This window comes from Novosphingobium sp. BL-S-32, assembly GCF_056857055.1.
In genome coordinates this window covers 2,618,866-2,645,855 of the sequence record NZ_CM166476.1, presented here as the reverse complement: position 1 = coordinate 2,645,855, position 26,990 = coordinate 2,618,866, and the positions used below count along the sequence as shown (strand labels likewise).

The 26,990-nt window shown below is 57.4% G+C and carries 23 protein-coding genes; 13 read left to right on the top strand and 10 right to left on the bottom strand.

The window, feature by feature from the left end:
* Window positions 1-85: 85 nt before the first annotated feature.
* Window positions 86-1,879, top strand: a complete 1,794-nt coding sequence (locus AC1VVK_RS12510) for a DUF885 domain-containing protein (protein WP_482903250.1) — start codon at window positions 86-88, stop codon at window positions 1,877-1,879.
* A 308-nt stretch (window positions 1,880-2,187) separates the two neighbouring features.
* Here AC1VVK_RS12510 and AC1VVK_RS12505 read toward each other — a convergent pair whose 3' ends face one another.
* Window positions 2,188-3,390, bottom strand: coding sequence for a M24 family metallopeptidase (locus tag AC1VVK_RS12505; RefSeq protein ID WP_482903249.1), 1,203 nt, complete (start codon window positions 3,388-3,390; stop codon window positions 2,188-2,190).
* Window positions 3,391-3,496: 106 nt separating this feature from the next.
* Here AC1VVK_RS12505 and AC1VVK_RS12500 point away from each other — a divergent pair, with 106 nt between their 5' ends.
* Window positions 3,497-4,408: a dihydrodipicolinate synthase family protein gene (locus AC1VVK_RS12500; protein ID WP_132388662.1), complete on the top strand. Its 912-nt coding sequence runs from the start codon at window positions 3,497-3,499 to the stop codon at window positions 4,406-4,408.
* A gap of 54 nt (window positions 4,409-4,462) precedes the next feature.
* On the opposite strand, the gene AC1VVK_RS12495 is transcribed toward AC1VVK_RS12500, so the two are convergent.
* Window positions 4,463-5,260 (bottom strand): transporter, encoded by a 798-nt coding sequence (locus AC1VVK_RS12495; RefSeq protein ID WP_482905157.1) that lies wholly within the window; start codon window positions 5,258-5,260, stop codon window positions 4,463-4,465.
* A gap of 1,408 nt (window positions 5,261-6,668) precedes the next feature.
* Between AC1VVK_RS12495 and rfbA the strand changes: the two genes are divergently transcribed.
* From rfbA to AC1VVK_RS12440, 11 genes are all read left to right on the top strand, one after another.
* Window positions 6,669-7,571, top strand: coding sequence for a glucose-1-phosphate thymidylyltransferase RfbA (rfbA, locus tag AC1VVK_RS12490; RefSeq protein WP_482903248.1), 903 nt, complete (start codon window positions 6,669-6,671; stop codon window positions 7,569-7,571).
* Window positions 7,568-8,113: a dTDP-4-dehydrorhamnose 3,5-epimerase gene (rfbC, locus tag AC1VVK_RS12485; RefSeq protein ID WP_482903247.1), complete on the top strand. Its 546-nt coding sequence runs from the start codon at window positions 7,568-7,570 to the stop codon at window positions 8,111-8,113. The genes rfbA and rfbC overlap by 4 nt, the downstream gene beginning before the upstream one ends.
* Entirely contained in the window at window positions 8,110-8,967 is an 858-nt protein-coding gene (gene rfbD / locus AC1VVK_RS12480; RefSeq protein ID WP_482903246.1) for a dTDP-4-dehydrorhamnose reductase, read from the top strand. Before rfbC ends, rfbD begins: the two co-directional genes overlap by 4 nt.
* Complete coding sequence (gene rfbB / locus AC1VVK_RS12475; protein WP_482903245.1) at window positions 8,960-10,030, top strand: dTDP-glucose 4,6-dehydratase; 1,071 nt, start codon at window positions 8,960-8,962, stop codon at window positions 10,028-10,030. Before rfbD ends, rfbB begins: the two co-directional genes overlap by 8 nt.
* 81 nt (window positions 10,031-10,111) lie before the next feature.
* A complete protein-coding gene (locus tag AC1VVK_RS12470; protein ID WP_482903244.1) occupies window positions 10,112-11,254 on the top strand; it encodes a DUF1972 domain-containing protein in 1,143 nt (380 codons plus the stop codon).
* Between the two features lie 71 nt (window positions 11,255-11,325).
* Window positions 11,326-12,318 (top strand): glycosyltransferase, encoded by a 993-nt coding sequence (locus AC1VVK_RS12465; protein WP_482903243.1) that lies wholly within the window; start codon window positions 11,326-11,328, stop codon window positions 12,316-12,318.
* Window positions 12,315-13,664, top strand: a complete 1,350-nt coding sequence (locus AC1VVK_RS12460) for an MATE family efflux transporter (RefSeq protein WP_482903242.1) — start codon at window positions 12,315-12,317, stop codon at window positions 13,662-13,664. The genes AC1VVK_RS12465 and AC1VVK_RS12460 overlap by 4 nt, the downstream gene beginning before the upstream one ends.
* The gene (locus AC1VVK_RS12455) at window positions 13,657-14,799 is read left to right on the top strand and encodes a hypothetical protein (RefSeq protein WP_482903241.1); all 1,143 of its coding nucleotides are present in this window, start codon (window positions 13,657-13,659) and stop codon (window positions 14,797-14,799) included. Before AC1VVK_RS12460 ends, AC1VVK_RS12455 begins: the two co-directional genes overlap by 8 nt.
* A gap of 691 nt (window positions 14,800-15,490) precedes the next feature.
* Window positions 15,491-16,822, top strand: coding sequence for a BNR repeat-containing protein (locus tag AC1VVK_RS12450; RefSeq protein ID WP_482903240.1), 1,332 nt, complete (start codon window positions 15,491-15,493; stop codon window positions 16,820-16,822).
* A 109-nt stretch (window positions 16,823-16,931) separates the two neighbouring features.
* Window positions 16,932-18,185: a hypothetical protein gene (locus AC1VVK_RS12445; RefSeq protein WP_482903239.1), complete on the top strand. Its 1,254-nt coding sequence runs from the start codon at window positions 16,932-16,934 to the stop codon at window positions 18,183-18,185.
* Between the two features lie 139 nt (window positions 18,186-18,324).
* Entirely contained in the window at window positions 18,325-18,987 is a 663-nt protein-coding gene (locus tag AC1VVK_RS12440; protein WP_482903238.1) for a methyltransferase domain-containing protein, read from the top strand.
* A gap of 170 nt (window positions 18,988-19,157) precedes the next feature.
* Here the strand turns inward: AC1VVK_RS12440 and AC1VVK_RS12435 are convergent, their stop codons facing one another.
* The 8 genes from AC1VVK_RS12435 to AC1VVK_RS12400 all read right to left on the bottom strand — a co-directional run bounded on the left by AC1VVK_RS12435 (window position 19,158) and on the right by AC1VVK_RS12400 (window position 26,294).
* Window positions 19,158-19,556 (bottom strand): hypothetical protein, encoded by a 399-nt coding sequence (locus tag AC1VVK_RS12435; RefSeq protein ID WP_482903237.1) that lies wholly within the window; start codon window positions 19,554-19,556, stop codon window positions 19,158-19,160.
* 46 nt (window positions 19,557-19,602) lie between these two features.
* Window positions 19,603-19,839 carry a helix-turn-helix domain-containing protein gene (locus AC1VVK_RS12430; protein ID WP_482903236.1) on the bottom strand — a complete coding sequence of 79 codons (237 nt, stop codon included), beginning with the start codon at window positions 19,837-19,839 and terminating at the stop codon, window positions 19,603-19,605.
* Window positions 19,836-20,255 carry a CopG family transcriptional regulator gene (locus AC1VVK_RS12425; RefSeq protein ID WP_482903235.1) on the bottom strand — a complete coding sequence of 140 codons (420 nt, stop codon included), beginning with the start codon at window positions 20,253-20,255 and terminating at the stop codon, window positions 19,836-19,838. Before AC1VVK_RS12425 ends, AC1VVK_RS12430 begins: the two co-directional genes overlap by 4 nt.
* Window positions 20,256-20,339: 84 nt before the next feature.
* Window positions 20,340-22,352 carry a relaxase/mobilization nuclease RlxS gene (gene rlxS, locus AC1VVK_RS12420; protein ID WP_482903234.1) on the bottom strand — a complete coding sequence of 671 codons (2,013 nt, stop codon included), beginning with the start codon at window positions 22,350-22,352 and terminating at the stop codon, window positions 20,340-20,342.
* 545 nt (window positions 22,353-22,897) lie between these two features.
* Window positions 22,898-23,806, bottom strand: a complete 909-nt coding sequence (locus AC1VVK_RS12415; protein WP_482903233.1) for a HEPN domain-containing protein — start codon at window positions 23,804-23,806, stop codon at window positions 22,898-22,900.
* A gap of 58 nt (window positions 23,807-23,864) precedes the next feature.
* Window positions 23,865-24,086: an RNA polymerase sigma factor gene (locus AC1VVK_RS12410; protein ID WP_482903232.1), complete on the bottom strand. Its 222-nt coding sequence runs from the start codon at window positions 24,084-24,086 to the stop codon at window positions 23,865-23,867.
* 59 nt (window positions 24,087-24,145) lie between these two features.
* Entirely contained in the window at window positions 24,146-24,433 is a 288-nt protein-coding gene (locus tag AC1VVK_RS12405) for an RNA polymerase sigma factor (RefSeq protein WP_482903231.1), read from the bottom strand.
* Window positions 24,434-24,491: 58 nt separating this feature from the next.
* Window positions 24,492-26,294, bottom strand: a complete 1,803-nt coding sequence (locus tag AC1VVK_RS12400) for a ParB/RepB/Spo0J family partition protein (protein WP_482903230.1) — start codon at window positions 26,292-26,294, stop codon at window positions 24,492-24,494.
* Between the last annotated feature and the right edge of the window lie 696 nt (window positions 26,295-26,990).

Genomic DNA, 26,990 nt, shown 5'->3' with positions numbered 1-26,990 from the left:
CCGCAGGGGCAAATGCTCTGCTACAGGGGCGCCGAACTAGATATCGTATATTTTCATAAGATAGACGAAATCCCGGGGGTCTCGCTTGTCCACGTCCGTTTTCCGCCTCGCAACCGCCATTCTGCTGGCAGGCGCGGCGCTTCCTTGTCTCGCTCAGGCGGCGACTCCGGCAGCGGCCCCGTCGCCTGACGCCGGCGCAACGGCCGACGCGCGCTTCAAGGCGATCACCGACAAGGAATGGGCCTGGCGCAGCGAGCAACTGGGTGAGGACGATGACGGCCCGGGCCATTTGCGCGCGCATCTGCCGGACGTCACCCCCAAGACCCAGGCCGCGCGGCTCGCCTACTGGCAGGACGTGCGCAAGCAGGTTGCCGCGATCCCCGCCGACCAGCTTTCGCCCACCGTGCGTATCGACCAGCAAGTCTACCTCGTGCAGATCGATGCGCTGATCGCCCAGCAGCAGTTCCGCGAGTGGGAAAAGCCGCTCAATTCGGACTCCAGCTTCTGGAGCGATCTTGCCAGCGTTGGCCGCCGCACGTTCTCCAGCGAAGACGAATACCGGCGCTACATCGCGCTGATGAACGAATTCCCGCGCTATTTCCACGACCAGATCGCCAACATGCAGGCCGGTCTGGCGCGCGGCTTCACCTCGCCGCATGTCACCTTGTACGGCCGCGACGATTCGATTGCCTCGGTGGCCGACAAGGCGGCCGAGGACACGGCCTACTTCGAGCCGTTCAGGGCCATGCCCGCGACCATTCCCGCCGCGACGCAGGCCGAACTGCGCGAGGCAGGGCTGAAGGCGATCCGGGAATCGGTGATCCCCGCGCACAAGGAACTGCTGGCCTACGTACGCGGCAAGTACATTCCCGGCGCCCGCAAGACGCTCGCCGCCGAGGCCCTGCCCGACGGCAAGGCCTACTACCGCTCGGTCATCAAGGAATACGCGACGACCGACATGAGCCCCGAGCAAATCCATCAGCTCGGCCTGTCGGAAATGGCCAAGATCCGCGCGGAAATGCTGGAGACCATGAAGGAGGCCAAGTTCGACGGCGACTTGCCCGCCTTCCTCGAATTCCTGCGCACCGATCCGCAATTCTACGCCAAGACCCCGCAGGACCTGCTGGACCGCGCCGCCTGGACCGCCAAGGAAGTGGACCGCAAGGTCGGCCGCTTCATCGGCCACCTGCCGCGCCAGCGCTTCGGCATCATCCCCGTGCCGGCGGATATCGCGCCCTTCTACACCGCCGGTCGCGGCGGCCCGGGCGTCTACCTCGTCAACACTTACGACCTGCCGAGCCGCCCGCTCTATTCGCTGCCGGCGCTGACGCTGCACGAATCGGCGCCGGGTCACGCCTTCCAGATGCCGGTCGCCGCCGAGAACAAGGATCAGCCTGACTTCCGCCGGGGAACGTACATCTCGGCCTTCGGCGAAGGCTGGGCGCTCTATTGCGAACGCCTCGGCACCGAGATGGGCATCTATCAGACGCCTTACGAGAAGTTCGGCATGCTGAGCTACCAGGCCTGGCGCGCGGCGCGGCTCGTGGTCGATACCGGCGTCCACCACTATGGCTGGACCCGCGAGCGGGCGCAGCAGTACCTCTACGACAACACCGCGCTCTCCAATCACGAGATCGAGACCGAGGTGGACCGCTACATCGCGTGGCCGGGGCAGGCGCTGTCCTATTACCTCGGCGAAATGGCGATCATGGACGGCCGCCACAAGGCCGAGGCCGCGCTCGGCCCCAAGTTCAACATCCGCGCCTTCCACGACACGGTACTGGCGCTCGGCTCGGTGCCGCTGCCGGTACTGTCCGCGCGGATCGACCAGTTCATCGCCGAAGGCGGCAAGGGTCCCTATCCCGACGAGGAGTCCTGACGATCACGAGAGGGGCGACAGCGATTGCCCCCCGGATCAGAAGAGCCCGACGGGTCGCAAGGAGGGGGCGGGAAACCGCCCCCTCCGTTTATTTAGGGGTTGAGGGTGAGGGTCCGGTCCAGCCGCGATTACCGAAACCCAAGCCTCCACAGTCAAAACGCTCCGTCAGCCCAAAGCACTCCGTCGCCCCCGCGTAGGCGGGGCCCCGCTATCTTTCTCGCCACGCAGCCAAGAAAAGCGGGTCCCCGTCTATGCGGGGACGACGAGGTTTGGGCCAAGGAAACTGCTTTCGATTTATTCCGGCCCGTTCAACCGAACGGCTGATCGATCGACGGCTGCGGCTCGGTGAACCACTTTGCGCCGTTCTCCGTCACGTAGAAGTGGTCTTCCAGACGCACACCGAAACGATCGGGAATGACGATCATCGGCTCGTTTGAGAAGCACATGCCCGGCGCCAGCGGCGTCTTGTCGCCACGCACCAGATAGGCCGGCTCATGGATCGAAAGCCCGATGCCATGCCCGGTGCGATGCGGCAGGCCGGGCAGCTTGTAGTCCGGCCCCAGCCCCGCCTTCTCCAGCACCGCACGCGCCGCGTAGTCGACCAGTTCGCAAGGCTTGCCGGGCTCGACCGCGTCGAAGGCCGCCTGCTGCGCGGTGCGTTCCAGTTCCCAGATCGCACGCTGCTCGTCGTTCGCCTCGCCGTAGACATATGTGCGGGTGATGTCCGAGTGATAACCGGCCACGCGGCAGCCCGTATCGATCAGCACGATCTCGCCCTCATGCAGTTCGCGGTCCCCCGGCAGTCCATGCGGATAGGCACTGGCAAGGCCGAACTGGACAATCACGAAAGCATTGCCGCCGGGGGCACCAATGGCGCGATGAGCCTCGTCGATGAAGCGGGCGACCTCGCTGGCGCGGATGCCGGGACGCAGTATGCTGGCGGCGCGGCGATGCACTTCCAGCGTCATCGACTTGGCCTGCTGCATCAGCGCCAGTTCGGCAGCGGACTTGAACATGCGGCACCCATCGATCACGGGCGCACCGGACACGAGCGTGGCCGACGGTGCATCCTTGGCGATACGGTCGACGAAGAGGTAGCTCATCGCCGGATCGATCGCGAGGCGCGATACGCCCTTCTCACGCAGCGCGGCGGCCAAAAGCGCGGTCGGGCTCTCATCTTCTTCCCAAAGGCGGAAGTCCGCCTCGATCAGCAGACCCGCTTCCAGCGTGCCCAGTTCGAAGCGCGGCGCGATCAGGATCGGCGCGCCATCGACCGGCAGCAGCATCGCCACCAGACGCTCGGATTCACTCCAGGCAAGGCCTGCAAAATAGTTGAGGCTGGCTCCGGCCGTCACAAGCAGCGCCTCGGCACCGATATCGCGCGTCAGGCGGCGGGCCTTTTCAATGCGGGCCATGCGCTCATCCAGCGCGATCGCCGGCGCGGGATCGGCCCAAGGGCGAATTTCCGCCAGCTGCTCGACCGCATTCGATCCGCCGATTGCCTGTGCCACCTAGAACTCCTGTAATGTTGAACCGCCGCGCTAGCACAAAGCCGTTGCTGACACAGATTATATATCGTATACGAATTGTTCCGTCAATTTTCAGGAACACCGCAAGATGCCTTCGACCAAGACGCTCTGGACCGGGGTCTATCCCGCCGCGACCACGCAATTTGCTCCGGACTACTCGGTCGATCACGATGCCACGCAGGCTGTCCAGACCGCGCTCGTGGACGACGGAGTCGACGGCCTGATCCTGCTCGGCACCTGCGGCGAGAACAACTCGCTGGAAGGCGATGAAAAGCGCAAGATCCTGACCGGCGCAGTGGAAGCCGTGGGCGCGCGCGTGCCGCTGGTGGCGGGCGTTTCCGAATTCACCACCGAACGCGCCGTCGCCTACGCCAAGGATGCCGAAAAGATCGGCGTGGACGCGCTGATGCTGCTGCCGGCGATGGTCTACGTGCCCACCACCGAGGAACTGGTCGCCCATTTCCGCACCGTGGCCGAGGCAACCTCGCTGCCGATCATGCTCTACAACAACCCGCCGGCCTACCGCGTGAACGTCAGCGCCGAAGCACTGGAAGCGCTGGCCGACGTGCCGAACATCGTCGCAGTCAAGGAAAGCGCGCCCGACACCCGCCGCTTCACCGACCTCATCAACCGCTTCGGTGACCGTTACTCGGTCATGGCCGGCCTCGACGACGTGGCGCTGGAAGGCATGATGCTGGGCGCGAGTGGCTGGGTCTCGGGCCTCACCAGCGCCTTCCCGCGTGAATCGGTGCGCCTGATCGCCGCCTTCAACGAAGGCAATATAGAGGAGGCCCGCGCGATCTACCGCTGGTTCATGCCGTTGCTACACCTCGATGCCGAGCATGATCTCGTGCAATCGATCAAGCTGGCCGAAACGATCATGGGTCGCGGCACCGAACGCGTCCGCATGCCGCGCCTTCCCCTCTCCGGCAAGCGCCGCGAGGACGTGATCCAGTGGGTCGAAACCTGCAAGGCCACCCGCCCTTGCCCTGACGCCTGATCCGTCAAAAGACTTGAGCGTGCGCGATACCAACGGCGTCGCGCACGCCTCACTTCAAAACCTTCGCGACACACCGAAGTACAGTTCCAGATCCGGGGCATCGCGGTCCAGCCCGACATTCCCGCCCGCATCGAGCTGAAGGTCGTCCGTCGGCTGCCAGCCGAGTGACAAGCCTGAAAGGTGTGCGACACTGTGCCCCTGCGGATCGTGATCCGCCGTGATCTGGTATTCGGCCGTGGCCGTCACGGCTGTGCCGAGTTGCAGGGACGCCCCGATCACCTGACTGAACGCAAAGTGTCGGCCATCGCGGTCCTGGTCCACCGCCGCATCGAACTCGGTCGTCGATGTGAGGCTCCACTTGTCCGAGAGTTCATAGGACAATGGCATCAGCACCCCGGCGCCCCAGTCCCCCGCTCCGGACGGCTGCCCCCCTGTCGGCAGCGATACGTAAGGCATGAGTGCAACCGACAGGCCCGAGCCATCAGGACTGACGAGATTACGCCGCAACGCCAGAGTGACATCCCCCGTACCGCTGCGATGTTGGACCTCCCCGGTCGCCCGATCGCGCGTGCGGGAAAAACCAAGCATGGTCCAACCGACCTGCACCTCGGCATGCTCGGCAATGCCGTAACGGACAAGCAGGTCGCCCACGCCAAAGTCGTCCTCCCGTTCGGCCGAACTCCTGTCGAGCGTCCAGTCCCCAATTCCGAGCTCAACCGAGGCCTGCCCAGGAGAGATAGTACAAGGCGGCGTACCGATACCCGGCCGATCGGGGCAATAAGGACGCCCGTCAGCAAGCGCGGCCGACGGAACAAGGGCAAGACATAGGAAAGCGGCTGCGCGAAAATGCATCACGGGAGTCTCTCGAAGGATTACAAGCGCATATATCGCCGCATTCTAGCCAGTTCCCCAGCGCTTTGTCTCGGCGGCAACACTGCGTCGCCACAGATGCCGTCCAGCGACAGATAGTGCAATGGCGAGAACCCCTCACATGCCCGCTAACGCGGACGCCTGATTTCATGAATCCTTGAAATAGCCCTCTGGCGCAACGCGGGAGGGATTATAAGAATTGTCAAATACATTTTTTAATACAAAATCTTATATATCAAACAATTTACAGACACCACACTTAAAACCACGCAACCAAAATGCATCCATTCAGTGATATTTCTAAATCCATTCTATGGTCAAAAATGTCCTTGTCCAGACTACATTCAAATTTTTTGATTCCTATTCCATCCATACAAATCCATCTGCATCCAGTTACCCATTTTAAAACGGGAACGCTCGGAGCAACGAGATTGAACGCACCTCGCTTGCCTCAATATGTCGTCAAGATCCGGCAGGCACGCCGATCGAGGCGCGGTGCACCCGCAGGGCCGGAGTGGAATGGAGGAGGCAAACCTGCTCGCCTTGCGCGGTGCCGCGGCGGGCCTAAAGGATGAGCGACGCCCCCACCCCCAGGCCGGAAGGCCAATCAGGCGCCATCGCGCGGACGCTCAATGTCTGCTTGCGGGACCGCAGGCCCCCCCCCCCCCCCCCCCCCCCCCCCCCCCTGCAAGGGATCGGCACCCAAAGGGATGAGACAGGAATGCAGTCCTTGCCGGGCTGAGCGAAACTAAATAGCGCGCGCCCGCGCGGCTGTGCGCGGTGTAGTTAATGATAGATCAAGCAAAGTCTGAGCCTTAGCACGTGCGTACGATCAGACGAGACGCTCTCCGGCCACCTTGTAAGCGATGCTAAGAACCCCGTATATCTCTTGGGGTGTGCAAGCGCAGCATAAACTCGTTGACGTGGTTTGATCTCATGCCAGATAGGCTCCGCGCGGATCAGGTACGCGTTAACGTTTGTGACGCGCATGGAAGTGCCAGAAATTTTTGGGTCGATGAATTTTCGCGATAACCATAAATAATTTGGATGACAGTGGAATGAGAATTGCAATTTTCAGTCTAGGCTGTGTCGGACTGTCCAATGCCGTTCCGCTGAAAAATCGCGATGAGGTGGGCACCGCCGAAATCACGGCAGGGCGTGTCGGCATACCCACCGCGCGTAGATTTCCAATCGCCGACATCGAACATCCACGGCCCGAGCCGAAATTTGTCGGCCCAAAGTACTTAGCTTAGCGATTTCGAGAGATGCGGACACGAATGTTCAATTTTTGTCCCGCACAGAAGCCACATCGTCAAACATGTGAAATACCGGCTTCTAAAATCGCCTTGAGTACAAAATTCATTTTAATCTAGGACCAAGGGGCATCACGTTGAGAAAAGGCATAATTCTTGCCGGCGGATCTGGCACCCGCCTTTACCCGCTCACCCGAGGCGTCTCAAAGCAACTGATGCCCATCTATGACAAGCCGATGATATACTACCCGATGTCGGTTCTTATGCTGGCCGGCATTAGAGAAATTCTCATTATAACCACGCCACACGATCAGGCCGCATTCAGGGCTCTCCTTGGCGATGGGTCAAGCTTTGGCATAGACCTGCAGTACGCCGTCCAGCCAGAACCCGCTGGACTGGCTCAAGCTTACCACATCGGCGCGGAATTCGTTGGGCACAATCCGTCTGCACTCGTTCTGGGCGATAATATCTTTTATGGTCACGGCCTCCCGGATTTACTCCGGCGAGCTGATGAACGTGAAACTGGCGCCTCAGTTTTCGGGTATTTTGTCAACGACCCCAAGGCCTACGGTGTCGTATCGTTTGACCATCAGGGTCGCGCCGCCACAATTGAAGAGAAGCCGGAACACCCGAAATCAAACTACGCCGTAACCGGTCTTTACTTTTACGATGGCCACGCAGTCGACATCGCCCGTGAACTCAAGCCGAGTCCGCGCGGTGAACTGGAGATTACGGATCTCAACCGCGTCTATCTGGAACGCGGGGATTTGTCGGTCGAGATTATGGGCCGTGGCCATGCTTGGCTGGACACGGGGACGCATGCCTCACTCCTCGACGCCGGCAATTATGTTCGCATTATTGAGGAACGTCAGGGCCTGAAGATTGCCTGCCCCGAGGAAATCGCTTGGCGACAGGGCTTTATCGATGACGCACGCCTTGAGGAAATTGCCGCGCCTCTCGTGAAGAGCGGCTACGGCACGTATCTCTTGAATTTGCTACAGAGCCGCGAAGCCATTCTTGAAGTGGAAATGAGCGCGTGAAGGTCGTTCACACGAAGATCGAAGATCTCCTCGTGCTGGAGCCGCGCGTGTTCGGAGATGATCGGGGCTTTTTCCTGGAGAGCTGGAATCGCAAGATTTTCGCCGATTTGGGGCTCGATTTGGATTTTGTCCAAGACAATCACAGCCGATCGGCACGCGGAGTGTTGCGGGGCCTGCACTATCAGCAGCCCAACCCTCAGGGGAAATTGGTACGGGTTACGGCAGGCCGCGCCTGGGATGTTGCCGTAGATTTGCGCGCAGGCTCGGCAACTTATGGTGAATGGGTAGGAGTCGAGCTTTCCGCCCAGAACAAGCGCATGTTTTGGGTGCCGCCCGGCTTCGCGCACGGATTCGTCAGCTTGGAAGACGAAACGGACTTTTTATATAAGTGCACGGCCTTTTACGATCCCGCGAGCGAACACTCGTTGGCGTGGAATGATCCCGAAGTCGCTATCCAATGGCCCCTCGAAGGGCTCGAACCCCAGCTCTCCGCCAAAGATATGGTTGGCAAGCCGTTGAGCCAAGTGGGACCGATAGCATGAAGGTTTTGATCGTCGGAGCCAACGGCCAACTCGGCAAAAGTCTCTCCGCGTCCGCTCCAGCGGGCGTCGATATCTTCGGCCATGACATCGATACGCTCGACATTACCGACCTGTCTGCAGTCACGAGTGCGGTTGCTGAGATCCAGCCCGAGATCATCTTCAATGCCGCCGCTTACACCGCGGTCGACAAGGCAGAAAGCGAAGAGGAAATTGCCAGGGCAGTAAACGCCACGGCCGTTGGCTACCTTGCTGCGGCCGCACGTGCATCAAAAGCGCATTTCGTTCATGTCTCCACGGACTTCGTGTTCGACGGGTTGTCCGGCATCCCCTATGCGCCCGACGCTACCACGGCGCCGCTCGGCGTTTATGGGCGCACGAAACTGGCCGGCGAGAGAGCAGCAGGATCTGACGCACTGATCGTCCGCACGGCTTGGGTGTATGCGCCTACGGGAGGAAATTTCGTCCGCACCATGCTGCGCTTGATGGCGGAGCGGCCGCAAGTAGGGGTAGTGGCTGACCAGATCGGTTCCCCTACGTATGCCCCCGGGCTAGCGGTCGCGCTTTGGTCATTGGCCAGAAACGGAACGAAGGGTCTGTTCCATTATACCGATTCGGGTGCGTGCTCATGGTACGACTTCGCGGTCGCCATCCAAGAGGAGGGGCTCGCAGCGGGGCTACTAGATAAGGCCGTACCGGTAATTCCGATCAACACAGCCGACTATCCCACCGCGGCCCACCGACCACACTATTCCGTGCTGGATAAGACTTCGACATTCGCGATCCTCGGCGCCCCCGCGCCGCATTGGAGAGCGAACCTTCGCACGATGATTACTGAGATCAAGATCAATGGCTAACATTATTGTCACAGGCGGCGCAGGCTTCATTGGCGCCAATTTTGTTCATTACTGGAACAAGGTTTCACCCGAAGATACCGTCGTTGTGCTCGACTTGCTTACTTATGCGGGCAACAAGCACAATCTTGACGGGCTTGACGATGTCCCACTCGTTGAGGGCGACATCTGCGATACTGATCTGGTTTCCAAGACCATTGCCGAGCACGAGATTGACACCATCGTGCACTTTGCAGCCGAAAGTCACGTCGACCGCTCGATCACCGGTCCGGACGCCTTCGTTACCACCAATGTCATCGGGACCCATAGCCTACTTAAAGCTGCGAAAACAGCTTGGTTAGATGCAGGTTCCGGCAGGCCGCATCGGTTCCACCACGTATCGACCGATGAAGTTTACGGCTCTCTCGGGCTGAACGATGCCGCTTTCAACGAAACCACGCCGTACGCACCCAACTCGCCGTATTCGGCTTCGAAGGCAGCAAGCGACCATCTCGTACGCGCTTACCACCATACCTACGGTCTCGAAACGACAACGAGTAACTGCTCGAATAATTACGGACCGTTCCAGTTTCCTGAAAAACTCATTCCTCTTTTCACGCTGAACGCGTTGAACGGCAGGCCGCTTCCAATCTACGGCGACGGCATGAACGTGCGCGACTGGCTGCACGTAGAAGATCACTGCCGCGGCATCGAAGCCTGCCTGCGGAAAGGAAGGATCGGCGAAACCTACAACATCGGCGGCGGCCAAGAGCTTCCCAACCTTGCAGTGATCGAGGAAATATGTCGAGCAGTCGACAACGCTTTCGCAAACGACCCCACTCTCACTGACCGCTTCCCGCATGCCCCCGCAGCGCAGGGTCGCAACAGTGCCGAGTTGAAGACCTTTGTGGTCGACCGCAAGGGTCATGATCGTCGTTATGCGATCGATGAAACCAAGGCTCGCGTCGAACTTGGCTACGCACCGACCCGTGATTTCGCACAAGGTTTCGCAGAAACGCTAAACTGGTTCCTAACCCGAGAAGATTGGTGGCTCCCGCTTCTCGAACGCGCAGCCGTCGCACGCTGACCCTGGATCTTGGCTGTTCACTCGAATAGTGACCCGGCGGCCAGCGACCGCACTACCTGAAAATTTAGATTGGTTTCGACATTGCCCGAAAAGCACCTAATCATTCTCGGCATTCGCGGTGTTCCCGCAGCGCACGGCGGTTTTGAAAGTTTCGCCGAACGACTTGCGCCCTGGATGGCCCAAAATGGCTGGCGAGTCACCGTGTACTGCCAAGGCAGCGAAACCGGAAAGCGCTATGAAGATAGCTGGGAAGGCTGTCGGCGTATTCATATTCCTGTCAAGACCGAGGGCGCTCTTGGAACCATAGAATTCGATCTAAAGTCCACGATCGATGCCGCCCGAAAGAACGCTGTTATTCTCACCCTAGGTTACAACACTGGGTTTTTATCTGCCTTCCTGCGAATAACAGGTAAGTTTAACATCATTAATATGGACGGGATCGAATGGAAAAGGGCAAAATACAGCATTTTCCAAAAGATATACCTGTGGATTAATGAACGCCTGGCGGCCGCCTCTGGAAACATCCTAATTGCCGACCATCCCGAAATAGCACGCCACCATGCGAAGCATACTCGCCCCGGCAAACTCATAATGATTCCTTACGGCAGTGATCACATTGAAAGCGCCGACGAGGCACGTCTCTCGCCCTTTGGGATTGAACGCGATCGATTCCTCACGGTCATCGCACGGCCCGAGCCAGAGAACTCGCTACTCGAAATTGTCCGCGCTTTCTCCCGCAAACCGCGAGGTATGAAGCTGGTGGTCCTCGGAAAATACAATGCAGAACATTCTTACCAACGCGCAGTACTCGACGCAGCAAGTGAAGAGGTAATATTTCCGGGCGCTATTTATGATAATCCGACTCTTCGCGCAATGCGCCTATACGGTATCGCCTATGTACATGGGCATCAAGTTGGCGGGACCAACCCATCCCTCGTTGAAGCCCTTGGCGCGAACAGTGCCGTAATTGCGCATGATAACCGTTTCAATCGGTGGGTAGCAGGCGATGCCGGTCTCTATTTTAAAAACGAGGACGAATGTTGCGCTCAAATCGAGGCGCTCATCACATCACCTCTCTTGCGAGCGCGAATGCGTTTGGCAGCACAAGAACGCTGGAACGACGAATTTACTTGGCCAATGATTCTCAACGCCTACCAAGAAATGATCGAACAGGTAACATCCCCGAAATCTTCGGCTTATCATTCGGCACTGTCGGAAGGATAAGTAATGATTATCGTTTTGGCATTTTTTGTCGATAGCCTTCGCCTTCTGCGAAAGAAGGTTTGAGTATAACTATGAACATACCTTCGATTGCGATCGTTGCGGTAACTTACGGCGCGCGTCACGACTTGTTGACGAGATCTATTTCGGCTGCCGCCGAATTGCCAGAAGTGAAGGCGATCATCATTGTCGATAATGCCAGTACGCCACCGGTGGAATTTTCGCCGGAATCGAAAATATCAAAAAAGCTAACCATAATTCGTCGATCTCATAACACCGGCTCAGCCGGGGGATATCACGATGGAATAAGCGCTGCCCGATCATTAGACGCCATTGATTACATCATCCTAATCGACGACGACTTGGTACTCGACACTGGTACGCTGAGCGATCTTCAAAATTCCATTTTCGTCCATGGTAAGGATACGATCTTCCTGTTGCCGCGCGATGATCGACCCGAGCAAAGGAAAATTCTTTCTGGTGCCCGCAGGGGAGACACGCGACCAAATTCCTTTCATGACTTTCACATCACGAGACCCAAATCGAATAGAGGGCCGCACGCAGCGAGCGCGCCGATAACGGTTGATCACGCGCCGTATGCAGGACTAGCAATCCCGATCGCAATTGCGAGGAAAGCCCCTCTCCCCGATAAGACATTCTTCGTTTATTGCGATGATTATGATTATTCTAGAAAACTTTTAAGCGTGTGCGCAAGAATTCTTCTCATTTCCGCCCAACCCTTACGATCCATAGACAATTCTTGGAATCAAAAGAAGAGCATAGCACCAGCGATGTTCGATTCAAGTGCACCGAATTTTAGAGTTTATTATTCAATAAGAAATAGAATTGCCTTTGAGAATCGATATGTCCGGAAAAATAAAACGATATATACGGTTAACATGGCGATTTATCTTGCATTAGGCTTGTCCATAGCGCTGGTCGAACAGCGCCTCAATCCTGCTTTGTTCGGCCGACTTCGTTTGATTTGGCGAGCCCTGAGCGATGGGCTCAATGAGCGAATGGGCGAAGCGCCGCCTGCTCGATACAACATAGGTTCCGACCGGTGAAACCTACCGAATTGCTATCCTCCCGCAACGCGCGCGTACTGATGTCGGTAGGCCTCAAAATCACGGGAGCCACGGCATCCTTCGCATGGCAATGGGTGGCGTTTAGGCTGCTGGGTCCGGCCATCGGTGGACTGGCTATGGTCGGTCAAAGCCAAATGCGGGTTATCGGTCAAACGGGTAGCCTAGGGAGAGATCGCACCCTTTCCCTGACACTACCCGGCGCAGGGAGCAGAAATGAAGCCAAACAAATCGTCCGCCGAGCTCAGTGGGCGAGCCTCCAAAATTCCGCAATTTTATTTTTTATTTTCTTATCAGTAATATTTTTCAATAAATCACTCACATTTAATTTTTTAGAAATTGCCCTCATCTTGATGGGGTCACTAACTTTTTGCCTTTTGGTGAACTTAACAGGTGCCGCAAGAGGTTTGAACCTCGCCCTTTCTGCAGATCTGGGCTTCACGATTGTTCCGATGTTGGTTTCGATCGGAATTTTCGGCATTCTTGGTATCGTAACCGGCTACTCCCTAACATTGGCACTCACTGCGATCGTTTTGGGCCAAATTTTGTCGAATATATTTGTCTATTTATTAATAAATAAGAAGATCGAAACACTTACCTGCGAGAGAAAGCCACTCAATACGAAGAGCAAGATCGTAAGCCTTCCTCAGATAAAAATGGCGCTATGTACGAATTTGTCGTCCATGTATCCTGATATATTGCTTATTGCCATTGGTTATGCTTCGTCATCAATGTCTGCGGCGGCATTTGGTATCGCAGTGCGGTACATCCGCTTAGCAAAATTTGTGCCCGTTTCATTCTTGCATGTTCGAGAGCCCTCTCTCGCGAAAGCATGGAATTCTGGCGACAGGCTAATGGTTGAACGAGAAGCTGCCACGATGGCAGCCGGATCTTTCCTGGTATCGATTGCCGTACTGGCCTCGATCTTCTTCTTTCCGGGCTTTTTTATGAATCTCTTTGGAAAGAATCTGACTGATGGGATTTATATTCTTCGAATTGTGGTTGTTTCGGAAGCAATTAACTCTCTATTCTTGATGCCATCTTCGATCATGGTGATAAGTGGTCGTACCGGAACTCTATCCATAATATTGTCGTCTGGATATGCGCTGGGAACGCTCGTAGCCATCTTTGCTATTTCCACTTATGGCGGCGTCGGTGCGGCTCTCACGCTTGCGGCGACAAACGCGCTCATAGGCGTGGCGGTGGCCGCAGCCTGCTACGTGCACACCAACATCCGGGTTGACGCCGTGTCAGCAATTTTTTCTATCGCAGCAAGCAGCCGCGGCAAGGCCGCCGCGGTCCCCCTTAAAGGTAATCAGCGTGATTGACGTAGCCATCCTGCCATATCGAACTATGCAGTTCGCCCGACGCTATGGCTTTACAGTCCGCGACCTGATGATCCTTCGCGTTCTTGATTCAGACCCACGGGTATCCTCCATTCACTGGCTTGAGCGCCCCAAGCTTCCCGGGGAAGGCCTCCTAGGACGAGGCACTCAACGAGAGCACACCGAGATAGGAGCCAAAACGCAGATTTACTCGCAAATGACGTGTAATTTTGTGACCGCTTTCACTCAACGTCGACTTTGGACGCGCACATCGATGGGCGTCCACACCAAATTTTTGGAGAATTGGCGAAAACCCAATGGGCATACAAAGGTGCTCTTGGATTTTCATCCCTTTTTCATACCAAGTGCATCCTTGGTAGAGGATCGTTCAGTCGTTTACTGGTACGATTTGATCGACAATTTTGCAATTCATAACGTTTTTACCGATTTACAAAAAGCTGAAGTCGAAAAAAAATATGATTTCGTCAGAAAATATGGCGACATAATCACTGGCGTAAGCAAACCCGCGCTAAAATCGTTTCCAGAGGGGCTGGTTCTGCCCAATCGCCTTGTTCGAGATAACCGCAATTCCTTCACACGTGAGACCGCTGACCTGGAAGATCCGAAATATGATTTCGGATTCACGGGATTTATTACAGATAAATTCGATATACCTTTGATTCGACGCCTGTCATCACTGGGATACAAGACAATTATTCGTGGCAAAGCTTACCATAAAGACGTATTTAAAGAACTGAGCGCGATACCTGGTGTCACCGTGGGCGGAGAGTACCACGCCTCCGAACAAAAAAGCATTATACGGTCATTTAAGATTGGCCTTATACCGTATATTGTCGAGAAATCTCACGATGAATCCCCCATAAAACTGACACAATATTTGTCTGAAAATAGACCGTCATTAATTTCGAAAAAATTTGGCGACCTGGACGACGAGTTTTCTAATTGGGTAGTTAATTACAATGAAATATCCGATTCAGATTTAATATATAAGATTAATTATTTGCTCAACTCCTACAAATCCGAAGACTTTTATCTGGCTGTTTCATCCAGCAAAAACCTCTATTGGGATGAACACATCGAAAATCTTATTTATAGATTGGAAAATATTTCTAATTAAAAGTAAAAGTAAATTTACATCTCTGAGAAAATTCCAGATTTACCTTGATGCGGTATCGCAGGTGTAATCCACGCTGGGAATATGAACGCGGGCAGGGTCGATTTGGGAAGCCTTCAAGCGGCTGTTCGACGGTGTGATGGCCGTGAAGTGGCACCATGGGCTCATTGCCGCCATCGACCGCCGCTGCGGCTGAGCACTAATTGCTAGAGATCGCGAAACCGCTGCTCTTGATGGCCCCACTGCAGACCATGGAATTTGCCAAAACTCTTCTTGCACACCCGCGACAGGGTTGGGCCTACATCCACGTTCATCCGGGCCCAGGAGTTGATCGCGAAGGATCCTGCAGACCTGATGACAGGATGCGTTTCTCTTTCGACAAGTCGGGACCAGCGGTTTCTTCGGCCCGCCGATTTGAGGTGCCGAGCAGGGATGAGTGGATTGCTGAATTCTGTAAACGGTCGTATCAGCGCGAGACGGAACACTGGCGTTTCAACGTGCTAGAAGTACCCTGTAATAGACTGTTCGCACGCTGGCCATGAAGGTGGCGACGATAGATGATGATCGAATCGCCGCCGTATTGGATGGACTGCATACGATTGGATCTTTCGCGGTGGGCACGTCTGCTATGTTTTCCATCGTAGATGTGTTCGCCTCGGGCATCGAATTTGGATGAACCATGAAATCACACGGCATGCTGATCACACTCGTTGCGAGTGCAACCGCACTTAGCGCTGCACCAGATAACTCCTGCCCACCAACCTCAATTTGCATTGCAAAGACCGTTGCTAAAATCGGCGACGATAAGGGAGCGATTATCGGTCAGGCGTGGGGCGGGTTTCCGGTTCAATTCGCCGTCGTAACGAGGCAGCAATACCAGTTCGCCGCCTTTTACGATGCGTCACGTCGGCTCGTTGTGGCGCGACGCGATTTGAAGAGCAACCAGTTGGTTTCAGCGACTCTCCCCTCAACCTTGGGGTGGGACAGTCACAATGGTATCGCAATGACAGTCGATTCCGTCGGAAGAGTCCACGTTTTTGCGAACATGCACGACTCACCGTTGACCTATTTCCGGACCAAGAAGCCGTTTGATCTCACGACGTTCGAACGCGTGCCGTCGCTAACCGGGTTGGCCGAAAGCTCGATGACCTATCCGACTTTCTTTGACGGGCCTGGCGGCAAATTGATTCTCTCATACCGGAACGGCAAAAGTGCGTCAGGTGATCTGCGACTGAAGAGTTATGATCCAAACACAGGCACTTGGTCGGACCTGACGCCGAACGGCCTTATTAGCGGTGAGGGAGTACGCAGCGCTTACCCGACCGACATCACGAAAGGACCCGACGGACGCTATCATCTGGCATGGGTCTGGCGAGCTGCTCTTGATGCAGCTGCGAACCTCGACCCTAGCTATGCATATTCGGACGATTTGAAGGTTTGGAAGACAGCAGATGGCGTTCCCCTGCGACTTCCAATCACACTCAAAACCGCGGATGTGATTGATCATGTCCAGCCTGGCGGCGGTATCCTGAATGGCTTGCTGGCTATCGGCTTCGACGCTGAAAAGCGGGCGGTAGTAAGCTACCATCGATATGACGACAGCAACCATTCTCAGATTTTCAATGCGAGGTTCGAGGCCGGAAAATGGGTTACTCGTCCCGTCAGCAACTGGGATTTCAAGTGGGACTTTGGCGGCAAGGGATCATTTGCATTCGCAATCGGCGTGGAACCTGTAGTTTGGGAAAATGGGCGATTGACACAGTCGTATCGCTCGCCAAAGGGGCTGGGGCGCTGGATTGTCAGCGATGCTTCTCTGCAACAGATTGGGCAATTGCCGGCAATTACCCTAGCCCCAGAAATGACGAAGGTTCGTTCTAACTTGCCGCAAATGCAGACAAAGATTGTGAAAGAACGCGACTCTGCGGGCAAGGCGATGTTGAGATGGGAATCTCGGACATGGAACCGAGACAAGCCAATTGCCCCTCCATTTCCGACTTCGCCCCTCGAGGTTTATACGAATGATTGATCGGAGAATTCCGAGTACCCTTTTGGCGCGAAGGCCACGTAGTGCCGAAAGAGCGCTCCCACCGCTTCTCTTTACGGTTGCGCTGTATCTTGCGATTTTCAAGGACGCGTTGCGCGTAATTGAATACCAGACAAATTTTCCGATCCCATTTTCGGCTGTGACTGCCGCAGTTCTAGGCATCCTGATCGTAACTAACATTTACCGCATCTTCGAAAGTCATGCTCGAAATTATCTCGCGCTTGGGTGGATCGGCCTAATTACGATTTTGTTTGCAAGCGTGACGATGCATTTAGTTCCGCGCGAACTAATTACGGTACGCGATTTTTTCGGCATTACTCTTGTCCAATTCCTGATGCCTATGGCGGCATTAACCTCTGCAACTGCCTATAATTTGAATGCTTACTTTGCAAAAAGCAGACATGTTTTGTCTATTGTCTTCTGTGTTTTGGGCATTGCCTTGATGCAAATCGCCTACATTGCATTTGACAAATGGGCAGCTGCCAATGCCTTACTTCGGCTGTATAAGGCTGGACTTATTGCGTACCCGTTGCAAACTGCCGCGGGTACTTTCTCTGTCCGCGCGCCCGGCGTTTTTTATTCCGCCTTCGCGCTTGCGCTTTTTTGCACTTGGATCGTTTCTCAAGCAATTTTCCGGCCGAAACGTAGCAATCTCTGGATGGCACTCGCGGCGGTAGCAGTTGCCGTGCTCGCCTTCACTTTCAATCGCAACGGCATCATTATGTGTGCTGCCCTTCTCGGAATGCGGCTGTTCTTTGGAGGGCAAGGCCAAGTCAGGCGTTGGAAAATCACGACAACCGGCCTCCTCGCTGCGGCTTTCGTAGTAGCGGTACCTGTGGTTTCGGTGATGACGAACTTCTCCACGACACGCGATCAGAGCTTGTACGGAAAAACGTCAACGATGGCGACGCGTGCCAACACCTGGAAGGATCTGCTCTCAAATCGTTGGCAAGATCTCGGCTTGGGAACGGGTGCAGTTCAAGGTGTAGACATTAGGGGCGTCGAGCCGGTTATTGTTGACAATTTTTTCCTAAATGTCGCCTACCAAGCTGGTTTTGCAGCCTTGGCCCTTGCGATCTTGCTGATCTCAAATTCGTTCTGGGCCTTGATACAGAGTGGTAAATATTCCAAATGGGCAACCCAATGCACAGCCTTGTTTATCGCAAGTATTTTCGGATTTGCATTGAACATCGTGTTCTTTGAGCCGGTTTACCAATTTCTGTTCCTGGCTCCTATTCTCAGCTCGATTGGAACTGCGAGAGCAAGATTCGCCGAACACGCTTACGATAGAGATCAGCAGATGGCCGTCACCAGGACTGTTTTGTTGGCCACTGCAAGCCCATAGAGCTCAAAGGAAAGATGACAATTAGCCCTTCGAATTGACTTCGGATCAGAACGTAGACATCGTCGGGCCAACGTCATTCGGGGGCTAGATAGATATGGGAATACGCAACCAAGTTCGGTCGGTTGCCTACGGCATAAGTATGATTCCGAAGCTCTCAGGTATTCAGCCGAGAGATTGCCCGCTTTGTGGTTACCACGGACGCTTTCCTGCGTACGGCTCTCCTCCCAGGTTCGACGCCAAGTGCGGCAATTGCGCTTCTCTGGAGCGCCATAGACTTCTTAAAATCGCGATTGACGAACTGAAGCTGATCAATCCGGAAGACAAGGTTCTGCACTTCGCACCAGAACCTTCGATCAAGAAGCTCGTTAAAGGGATCGCCGCCGATTACATATCTGCCGATATCATGCCGGGCGTTGCCGACATCGTTCTGAATCTTGAGGATATTGACGTCCCCTCGGCGTCAATCGACGTGGTTATCGCCAATCACGTCTTGGAGCATGTCGACGACTCAAAAGCGATCTCTGAGCTCCATCGCATTCTTCGTCCGGGCGGGACGTTGATCGCCATGGTGCCAATCGTTGAGGGTTGGGATGAGACGTACGAAAATGATGCCGTCCGATCAGGATATGATCGCGAGTTGCACTTCGGCCAAAACGACCATGTGCGCTTCTTCGGCCGGGATTATCGCACCCGTCTGTCGGCACCGGGGTTCAAAATAGAAGAGTACGGCGCAAACGGTGACGACACCGTGAAATTTGGGCTTATGCGCGGAGAAAAGGTGTTCATCGGCCGCAAGGGCTGAGCCGGGAAATTTCAGAATGGTGTGGGAGGCCAACCCTTAGACGGTGCTCCTACACCATTGAATCTGAAGACTGCCCAACGAACGCCGCTCTATCTTGACCAGCGCGTATTCAAACATGCGCAAACGCAGATCGCCGATCCGAGCTCCAAATAGCATCACTTCCTATTTCTTCACCTCTCCGCCAGGGCGGCATCAATCATAGCGCGCCAAGCACTTTCAAGGTCCTGCTGGTCGATCTGGCGCCCGCACTTCAAATTTAGCTCATCCTTACCCGCATCGCTCATCCGGCTCGACGGGTCGCGCACAGCCTCTAAAACGGCTTGGGCCTCGGGCAGGTAATGCATCCAACTTGGATTGCCGCCCATGCGCTCGTTCGGGTGTATTCCATGAACATAACACAAGGCCCGGGCGGCACGCTCAAGTGCCGAAGTGACTGTGTGTGCAGCGACGGATGATGGCCTAACCTCCAAGCTTTCCTCCATGAAAAGATGCCAAACTTGATGTCCATGCGGAAAATAGTCTGAACCCTGCAGATCGATTCTAGCCAGGAAATTAAGTATTACCTCCATTCTCTCACGGAATTGATTAGCTGCTCCGGCAGCATCGGCGCGCGGACTAATCGGTAAACCTGCGTGTTCGCCTGATCAGCCCCCGCAAGCTGTCCAGAGGCACCAGGGTCATGGATCCGATTTTGGCGATCTCGATTTGGCCGTCGGCAATAAGCTCGTAGAGCTTGGAACGGCTAATCCCCGTGAGACGGCATGCCTCGGGAATACGGACCGCCAAGGGCTCGGTCAGCGATTGATTGTCGTGTTTGTTGCTCACAGCCCGCGTCCACTCGTCGTCCATCATTTCTCTCCTTCGCCTGACGTCGAATTCCCACTCCCCCTTCCGCCTTGCCCTTTCGTCGCCTGCTCCCCGACCAGCCGGACGAATGCGTCGTAACGTGCCAGGCCAAGTTTTCGGGTCGCCGCATCGAATGCAGGATGATGCGCGGTCAGTGTCAGTTGATGCCGCACGAAGAGCCCGACCACCTCGGTAAGGTAATCGAGCCTCCGTTCCATTCGTTCGGCCGCCCTCGCCTGCCGCTCCAGCTTCTTCCCGAACTGCCGCTCGGCCTCGACATCTTCGCGGCGCTCGAACCAAGCGCCGAGCGCCTCAGTCATGATCGCCGTCTTGGAATTGTTGGGCTCCGCCGCCAATGCATCAAGCCGCGCCGACAAATGGTCGGGCAGGTAAAGCTGATGGCGGGTCTTGCGCGTCTGCATGCGCGCCAGAATGCCAGCCGGCAAATTCCGGTCATAGACACCGACGGATGCACCGAGGATAGTTTCCGGTGCATCTCGTGACGATCACGAGATTTCCGGGCCGCCGCGATCGATCCCGCGCCGCCACGTGATCCCCGCTCCCCGCACAAGGCCGGACACCTCCTGGTTGAGGTGCCTTTCCAATTCGGGCCGCCAAGGCACCAGCGTGAACTCCCGTGACTTCTCGATCAGGGCGTACTTCTCGCCGCCGACCTCAATGGCCCGGCGATAGGTTCCCTCGACATGGGCATGCCGATTTTCAGCAAACGGGAGCCCCAGTTCTTCGGAGAGTTGGCCAGCGACACGGCGAAGCTCACGCTGCTGCAGGTTGGCGAGCAGATTTGCCCTGAAACGAACTGTGCTGCCTTCCTGCTCCGCTAGGCCCTGTTCGATGAGCCATTGCCGGCGCTGCTGGAGAGCGCCACGAACTTCGCCGCCCAATCGCCCCTGAAGCTGCTCGGGATCCTGGGCGATGCACTGCCGATCCAGCCAGGTCGGACCGTCGTGCTGAACCAACTGCTCCAGTGGACGCTCGGCCAGAACCCCCACCTTGACCGGGCGGTTTTGTGCCAGGCGCTGTTCGTACTGTTCGACGCGCCTCAGATGATCTTCCGGGATCTTCCAGGTCCCGTCGAGTTGGCGCTCCACCCCGCCCTGAGCCCGCCGAATGGCTTCAAGGCGGCGCACGTGGGTTTCGGCAAATTCCCGCCTGGCGGTGCGGTCATGGGCAAGGTGCTTGCTGATGCTGTAGATCCCGCCATTGGCGGCCGCGATCTCGGCGACGTTGCGGTCAGCAATGCGGGTGCCGAACCGCGCCTGCTCGACCCTGACAAGCCGACCCTGCATGGCACCGTCGGCCAGTTCGTGTCCGAGATCGACGTAATGGGTTCGACCATCGGTCGCCTCGACGATCATGTAGTGGCGATCCTGGTGCTCGTCGGACAGGCCTCGCGCTTCCACTCGGCCGACAATCACGTGGTCGTTGCCAGGCTCGAAGATCGTATAGTCATGCGGCGCCAATTCGGGTCGCGCTTTCAGGCGATCATGCATGGTGGCGATGATGTCGCCGCGCTTGCCCATTATCCGCAGCGTACTCTCGAGATCGGGGTCGAGGCGGTAGCGCCCCTTCTCTTCCTCGACAGCGAGCCCCATCCGCGCGAGCGTGCCAAGCCGCGCAGCACGCACGCTTTGTTCGAACGAGTCGCGATGCCAGGCCGGTGCCAGCCCCTGCTCATCGAGCGAGGTCAACAGAGTGCGGTCGAGCCGGGTGAAGCGCTCGGCTGAAATCTCGGAGCGCCGCGCTTGCTGAATTTCCAGCTCGGTGCGCGGTCCAAGATCGAGACTGACGATATCGGAAGCGCGGGCGGCGATGCCTCTGCTGATGTAATCGCGGGCGATGACGAGGTCCTTGCCCCGATCATCGACGCCGCGCACGACGATATGCGTGTGCGGATGGCCGGTGTTGTAGTGGTCGACCGCCACCCATTCGAGGCGGGTATCGAGGTCGGTTTCGACATCCTGCATCAGACGGCGCGTCAGTGGCTTCAGATCCTCGTAATGCTGGCCGTCCTCCGGCGAGACGATGAAGCGAAACTGGTGGCGATCGCCAGTTCCGCGTTCGAGGAATGCCTTGCCATCCTCGGCATCGATTTCGCGGCCGTAGAGCGTGCCGCGCTCCCCCTCGCGGGTGGTGCCGTCGCGCTGCAGATAACGCAGATGGGCAATGGCAGCCTTCGCGCCCTTTCCAGCGAGCTTCACATAGCGAACCTTGACGATGACCCGGTGCGCACCGGACGCACCAAAGTCGTCACGATTTGCCAGCATCCGTCCTGGAGCAGCGCCGCGGCCGATCCGGCTTCCAACAAAGCGGGCCTTTCCGCTTCCAGAAGTGCGTCGGCCTCCCCCGGCCTGATTGACCGCCCGCCGCAGAGCATTTCGGAAGGAACGCTCCTTGCCAATGTGGCCAAGCCACACCAGGAAATTGTCATCCATCGCGCGTACCTCGCTTGCAAAGCCCTCGATGAGGGATTGCGCGCGCGTTGCTTCAAGGGCCTCCACTGTCAGCGAGTCCCAAGGGCGCAGGAATCCGCCATTTCTGGGGCCAAAAATCTGGCGGTGGAGGCATGGCGAGGCCAGGAACCCGCCGAAATCTCGTAAAAAACGATGTGCAGACAATGAGTTGGATCGCAGCGCGAGACTACGCCTTTTAACTTGCCCTCCCCCTTCTTACCCTCCCCTGCCTTCCACACCCTCTCCCCCACCATGTTCCCCAGCAGCGCCAAGACGTCCTCGCTCGGCACGCGCGCGGCAACATCAAGCACCCTGCTCGATGCTGCTGTCTAAGGTCAGCGGAGATTTTCGCCGGTCTTTCAAGACAGGTCGTGATGGGTGATTTCGGGTCGGTGCTCCCCGATTTGGTCTCGCCTGCAGGTGCCGACATGGTCACAAATCCATCCGCAAGCGGTTCGGCATTGGGAGCGATTTTGAGCGGCAAATTGATCGGATCACGCCGCCTTCCCGTAATGAGAACCCGACAGAAAAGGGCGTCGCCGGTTACGGCGACGCCCTGGATTTGGCGCTCGATTTTGCGGGAACGAACTTACCTAGGTGCGGCTGCCGTTCTTCTTGAGGTGAGCTTCGCAGACTTCCTTGGTCAACGCGTGAAGCAGTTCCACGCGCTCGATGATCCACTCCAGTTCCACGTCCCGGATCGTGTAGTAGGGCGAGTATCTTGCCTTGACGTAAGCCTGCTGCAGCAGTTCGAAACAGCGCCGCACGAACTTGCCATCGCGCGGCCAGACCGGGATCAGATCGCGGACGAGATCCTCGCTCTTGTTGCGCAGGAATTCGATGTTGTGTGACTTCGGGCTGTAGAGCGTCAGCGTCAACAACACTGTGTGGTAACAGTGCTCGGTCGCTTGGTGCAGCAAAAACGCCGCGTGGTTCTTGTAATCCCGCTTGAGGGCATCGCCCGCCAAATCAACGAAACGGGTGGCACTCTCGAACCACTGCTTGTAGTTCTGCTCGGCCTCCAAGAAAGCCACCGCCGTATCCAACGGCTTGGGCATTTCGAAGTGCTGCTCTTCGAGCGAGTAGAGGACCACGCCCTCCCGCACGACATCCATGAAAAAGGGACGGCTACGCGACAGCTGACCGTTCACATCGGCCATGCTGTGGACGACCATGCCGACCGGCGCGGAGATGCGCTTGGCGATGCCATATTCGCGCATCAGATGATCCTGCGCGCGGTGCCAATATTCGGGATCGGCCAGCCGCTCGTCATTGACGATGACGAGGATATCGTAGTCCGAATAGTATCCGCCGAGATGATCCTCGATCCAGTTCCCACGCGCATAGGAGCCATAAAGGATGATCTGGGCGATCCGCCCCTCCCGCTTCCATTTCTGCGTGGAAAGCGCGCGCGCATCCTCGAATTCCGAAAAGATGATCTGCACCACGCGCTCAAGATCGTGGCGCTTGCGGTCGGGGAGATGGTCGAGATCGGTCTTCATGGGCTTGGCTCGACTGTGGGGCATAAGGGGCGGCAGGCGCAAGGAAAAGACGGCAGGCTCATGGGCCGCCGCCTTCTTCCAGTATGCGCGTGATGATTCCGATTGCCCTGCTCATCCGCTTCTCGATGTCCTTCACCGAACGGCAGGTCCGCCACGCGATTTCCACATAGCTCATGCCGTCCAGACGCGCGGCGAGGAAAATCTCCCTATCGATTTTTGACAATGCAGCCATGGCGGCTTCCAGCCGGGCCAAAAGCTCCGGGCTCGGTTCCTTGTCCATTTGCGATCTCCCGATGGCGGGAAGCCCGGCAGCGCTCTCACGTCGCCGGGCTATTTCCCTCATGCTCCGTTCGCAGAGTCCCGAAGCTGCGCGGCTTCGTCGCGGCCTTCCCTATCGAGGCCTGCACATCCGATAATGCTTCGGACGATGCATTTGACGGCGCACCCCATGAGCCTGCGGACCTCGCGCTCGGAGAGCCCCGTCTGACGGGCGATTTCGTGCATCTCCATGTGATAGACACATCGGGCGAGGAAGATTCGCCTCTGCAATTCCGGCAGTTCGGCCAGTGCAGCTTCGATGCGTGCCAGCCCTTGTGAATTGGCGGCTTGATCGGATTTCTGTTCCATTTTCATATCTCCCTTGGAGGGAAATCCCGGCCCCGCTGCGCGCAGCCGGGCTTCCGGGTCAGGCCGCGTGCGGCAGGTTGTGGGGTTGATCGGCGTCGCACTTGCTCGTGGCTTCCGCTGCCAGCAGCATCGCAATCCGCTGCGACCGCTCGGCACTGCCGACACCCCCGCGCGCGGTGTAAGTCGCGGCCGGAAACGCCATCCAGCGCGGCACCCAACCCTCGACTTTCGCCCGTCCGTGCTCGCCCGCAAGGCAATCCCGGATGAATGTGCGCTGGATCTTGGTGGCAGCTTTCGCGTTCTCGGCGGCGACCGTTTCACCCGCCACTTCGGTCAGAAGCAGCCCCATGACCTCGCGGTCGCGGATACTATCGAGCAAGGCATCGTCCGCCTGCCACACAGCCGCCATGTCGACGCCCATATGCCGCCCGAGCAGGTCGACAAGGCTGGTTCCGACCGCCAGCGTTTCGCCCATGACGACAGCCAGCACGGCCATCACCTGTTCGTCACTGAGCGCAATCAGACGCAGGAGCAGACAGCAAATATCGCCGCCATCCGGATCGCTGCCGGTGACAGTGGGCGTCTCCCCGTTCAATCCCAGCAGCGCAAGAACCTGCCGCCGCCCGGCATCGAATGCCGTTTCGGAAACGCAGCCCTCGACGCTCTCCGCCACCGCATCGTTCGGCGCACGCTGGTCCTCGATCCGCACGTGCCAGAGCGGCGAACCGGCAATCGCATGCGCGGCCATGACCCGGAGCGACAGGCCGGGATCGCCCGCCAGCCTTGCCCGCACTGCCGCATGGCGATGCAGGTCGATGTAGGCATTGACCGTACTCGATACCTCGGGGCGAACCGGGTGCTCGATTGCTTCGCCGCGTTCCAGCCGCCGCGCTTCTCTGGCGGTGAGATAGCCTTCGTGGATCGTCACATCGCCGCGATGGCCGATAGCGATATAGACCCTGCCGCCTTTCGATTTGGCGACGTGCTCGTACTCCCATGAATGGAAAGTCTCGCCGCGCGGCATCACCACGATCTCGGGCCAGCCATGTTCGCGCAGATCCGCCGCCCTGGCCTCGACCGCTTCCATCTGCGCTGCCCAGAAAGCCTCGGTGGAGGCGAAGTAGCGCTCGGCGCCGAACAGGTCCGCGACGATCTCGCCTGCGTAGGCCTCGACATCGAACAGGGCCGACGAGGTCGGGATCGATGCCCCTCCGAACAGCCATGCCTTGAGCGCAAAACCGGTGGGCGTATAGGCGCCGGGGGTATCGAAGAGGGCCAGCCATTCGCGCTGCCGGGACCTCGACGCCATGGTGAGATGCCGGAGGGAAACCGGATCGATCTTCTCCGAGCGGTAGAGATTGCGCAGACGCGGGATCAGGTTGCCCAGCGCCAGCGTGCGCTTCACCTGCAAGGCGGTCAGCCCGAAGGTATAGGCCACGTCCTCGACCGACCGCCCTTCCCGCATGAGACGCACGAACGTTTCGCACCGGGTCATCTCGTCGGGATCAAGCCGGGCAATGTTCTCGATCAGGGAAGCTTCGAGCGCGGCTGCATCGTCGCCGGGTTCCAGCACCGCGCAGGGCAGGTCCTCGATGCCGCCGCCTTCCTCGGCCAAGGTCAGAGCCGCATGATAGCGCCGCTTGCCTGCAAGGATTTCATAGGCGGGAGAGTGATCACCGCCCTCACCTTCGCCGCTTAAACCGGCAGCATCGCCCGCCAGTTCGCGAACGATGAGCGGCACCAGCACGCCCCGTGCTCTGACCGAGGGCAGGATATTGGCGATATCGCAGGCCTTGCGGGTGCCCCGCATGTTGAGCTCGGAGACCGACAGACGGCCAAGCTCGATGTGCTTCAGTTCCATTGTCCTTCACTCCTTTTCTAACCGCGCATTGGCCGCCGGACGGCGGGGTGGGCGGCAGGAGCGATCCGGCAGGCACGCCGATCGAGGCGCGGTGCACCCGCAGGGCCGGAATGGAATGGAGGAGGCGAGCCTGCTCGCCTTGCACCGCGCCGCGGCGGGCCTAGAGGATGAGCGACGCCCACCCCGCCAGGCCGGAAGGCCAATCAGGCGCCATCGCGCACACGCGCGATGTCTGCTTGCGGGACCGCAGGCCCCGCCCCCTGCAAGGGATCGTCACCCGAAGGGACGAGACGCCGTGAGGCGGCTCGGTCGAGCGCAAGCGAGATAGAGCCCGGCCGCGCGCCCGCGCGGGGCAGCCCGACTTTGCCTCATCACTTGCCTTGGAATTGCTCACACAGCCGCCCGGATCCGAACACGGCAAAGAGGCCGGCAGTGGCAGGGGGCCCCATCCACCCGCCTCTCTAAACAGCGAAACCTACCCCTCGCCGAAATTCAAGAACGGGACCACCCGTTGGACTCATCCGCCAGACTGTGGAACCGAAATCTCGCCAAAAATTTGTCATCAAAATACCAATTAAGGATGATCTTCGGACGGCTCGATTGGCTGGATTTCCGTCAGGAATTTTGCGCTGCAGCAAATTGTAACCTTGTGTTAATGTTAAATTTGTTCAGCTTACGGATCGATGCGGATTGCTT